The following is a 2,830-nucleotide window of genomic DNA, read 5'->3' on the forward strand; positions in this document are numbered from 1 at the left end:
GGGGACAACGTGACAACCATCGGGAACTCCGATCGGTGGTGGGAAGGAGGCCGGGTCAGCGGCGGCGGGCGGGCCGACCGGTGACCGGGCCGGTGATGATCAACTCGTGCTCGGTCGTGGAGGCGTGGCTGTGGAAGGCCACCCGCGCCGACCCGGCCGTGAGCAGGGCGTCGCCGCGTTGGCAGGACAGCAGGAACGCCCGTTCGCCGTCGGTGAGCCCGAACGCCTCAGTGACGGCGTCGATCGCCTGCGCCGCCTGCCTGAGCAGCACCTGGGTGGCGGCGTTGGAGACGACGGCGCGGCCGGTCTTGGTAGCGAGCACGTCAGCAGCGTCCTGGGTCACGACGGTCAGGCCGGTGCCGTACTTGCGGGCGGACTTGGCCAGGGTCTCCAGGAACACGCCGCCGCGACCGCCGGACAGCAGTTTCCATGCCTCGTCCACCAACACCATCCGCAGCGCATCGGGCCGCTGGCCGGAGGCGGTCGCGCCGCGTACGGTGCGCCAGATCGTGTCCAGGGTGAGCAGCGTCCCGACCGGATGAAGCTGTTCGGGGAGGTCCTTGATGGCGAACACCACCAGGTGCCCCTGCGGGGTGGTGGTGGTCGGCCCGTCGAACAGGCCCTTCATGCTGCCGGCGACATAGGGATGCAGGCGGGCGGCGACTCGGCGCCCGGCGTCGTCGGTGTCCTCCAGGGCCGCCGTCACGTCACCGAGGAGCGGCGCCGGTCGTCTCCAGGTGCGCGGGTCGGTGGTGATGCCCTTCGCCCGATACGCGGCCAGCACCGCCACGTCGAGGGAGCGGGCCTCATCGCCGGGCAGCGGCGCACTGACAGCGGTCTCGCCGCTGGCCATCACCGCGACCAAGGTTTGCATGAACCGCGCCCGATCGTTCAGGGCATCGTCGTCGCCGGGCGGCAGGTCGAGAGGGTTGATCCTCACGCTCTGCGCGCCGAGCCGGATGACCGTGCCGCCGACCGCGTCGGCCAGCCGCAGGTACTCGTCTTCGGGGTCGATGACGAACGCCTCCACCCCGAGACATAGGTTGCGCAGCAGGTCGAGCTTGGCCAGGTAGGACTTGCCTTCCCCGGATCGGGCGAGGATGACGGCGTTGTAGTTGGACTGCGCCCACCGGTCCCACACGACGACTCCGGCCGAGTGCAGGTTCAACCCGAACAGCACCCCCATGCCACTGTCCCCAGCGGTGTCGGGCAGGTCAGGGCTGGTGAACGGAAAGCTCGCGGCGAGGGCGTCAGTGTCGAAGACCCGCTTCATCCCCAACGCGTCGAACGCGAGGGGTAGACCGCTGATCCAGCCCTGCAACTGCCGCCACGTCACCGGCGCGGTGTCGAGCAGCAACGAGGAGGCCAGGGACCGCACCTCGGCCACCCGGTCGGCCAACTCGGCGGGGTTGGCGCCGTGGACGGTCAGGTACAGGCCGAGGCGGAACAGCCGCGCCTCGCCTCGGGCCACCCGCGTGGCCAGCTCGGCGGCATCGGCCGCAGCGGCGTCAAGGTCGGGATCGTCAAGCCGGCCCTTCGCCGCGTCCTGCCGACGGGAGGACTCGAACCGGCCGCGCTGCTTGCGCAGCCGCTCGGAGGCCACCGCCGGCGGGACCGGCTCAATGTGGAAGGCGGCGTCGACCAAGCGCGGGTAGGACAAGAGCGGCTCCGCCCACCCCGGTCCGACCTCAGCCGGGTAGCCGACAACGGCCAGGGTGGCGCTGTAGCCGTCCCCGACCCGCACGTATCGGCCGTCGACCTCCACGGCGTCCGGGAAACCGGGCAGGACCATCGCCGACTCGGGCAAAGCGGGCCGCCGCTTCGGCAGCAGTGCGGACAGCAGGCTCACCGCTGTTCACCTCCGTGAGATGGGGCGTAGGGCGTGAGGGCCGGGGCGGTGGGGTCGAGGCTTGCCGCGAGACGCACCGTGGCCTCCGGCCCATCGAGCACCCGGGCGGGAACCTCGCAGCCGGCGAGGGCACGAACCGCCTCGGTCGCGTGATGCGCGGTGTGGTGCGCGCCGCGCCGGCTCCGCACCGCGACGGTGACCTGCCGGTGCAGCAACTCCCGCTGCCCGGCCAGGTCTTCGAGGAACGCCGCGTGCGCGTGGGCTGCCTCTTCCAGCGCGGGGTGCGGCAGCCCGGGGGCGGCGGCGAGGAACCGGTCGGCGAGGTAGGTCAGGTCCACCCGCTGTGCCTGCACCACGATCTGCGCCGGGCCGTCGAGGCTGTGTAGCCACCGCGCGAACCCGGCCACCAGGCCGTTTTGTTCCCCTGGTGTCCGCAGGCCGAAGGCCACCGTCGAGGCGGCGACCAGGCCCGTGGTGCCATCCGATCCGAGGTCGATCAGCCCGTGGCCGGTGATGCCCTTCGCGGGCAGCCGCAGCGGTGCGGGCAGCGGTAGCTGGTCACCCGGCCCGGCGGTGGTCTGCACCCACGCCGGGGCCGGGATGACCGGCATGTCGGCCGGGACGAGCCGGCGCGGGCTGCGGCGGTGCCGCAGCGCCGCGAGGACCCAGGCGTCGAGACTGATGCCGTCCCGGCGGCCGACCGCGAGCAGGAACGCCCCAGCGGCGGGCGGCATCGCACCCGCGAGGAACACCAGTGGATGCACGAGCGTGGCCACCGCCGTCCACGCCGCGTACAACAGCAGGCCCGTGACGGCCAGGATCACCAACTGCCGTCCCGACATGCCGAACGCGAGCCTGTCCGCCCGCTCGATGTCTGCGGGAACCCGAGCCCGCATCGGGGCCTCGTCGCTGTGGCGGCTCATCGCTGATCACCCCTCGGCTTCTGGCTCTTATACACATCTCCGAGCCCACGCGACTAGC

2 protein-coding genes are annotated in these 2,830 nt (G+C 72.2%); both read right to left on the bottom strand.

The features are described 5' to 3' along the window. Positions 1–55 precede the first annotated feature (55 nt). Positions 56–1,849, bottom strand: coding sequence for a VirB4 family type IV secretion system protein (locus C1I99_RS30855; protein ID WP_111137669.1), 1,794 nt, complete (start codon positions 1,847–1,849; stop codon positions 56–58). Continuing rightward, positions 1,846–2,772, bottom strand: a complete 927-nt coding sequence (locus C1I99_RS30860; RefSeq protein ID WP_111137670.1) for a PrgI family protein — start codon at positions 2,770–2,772, stop codon at positions 1,846–1,848. The genes C1I99_RS30855 and C1I99_RS30860 overlap by 4 nt, the downstream gene beginning before the upstream one ends. Positions 2,773–2,830: the final 58 nt, after the last annotated feature.

Source organism: Micromonospora deserti (assembly GCF_003236335.1).
GTDB lineage: Bacteria > Actinomycetota > Actinomycetes > Mycobacteriales > Micromonosporaceae > Micromonospora > Micromonospora deserti.

What these genes read in the sequence shown, in the direction of transcription:
- C1I99_RS30860 (WP_111137670.1), bottom strand. Translation starts at nt 2,772, where the DNA reads ATGAGCCGCCACAGCGACGAGGCCCCGATGCGGGCTCGGGTTCCCGCA.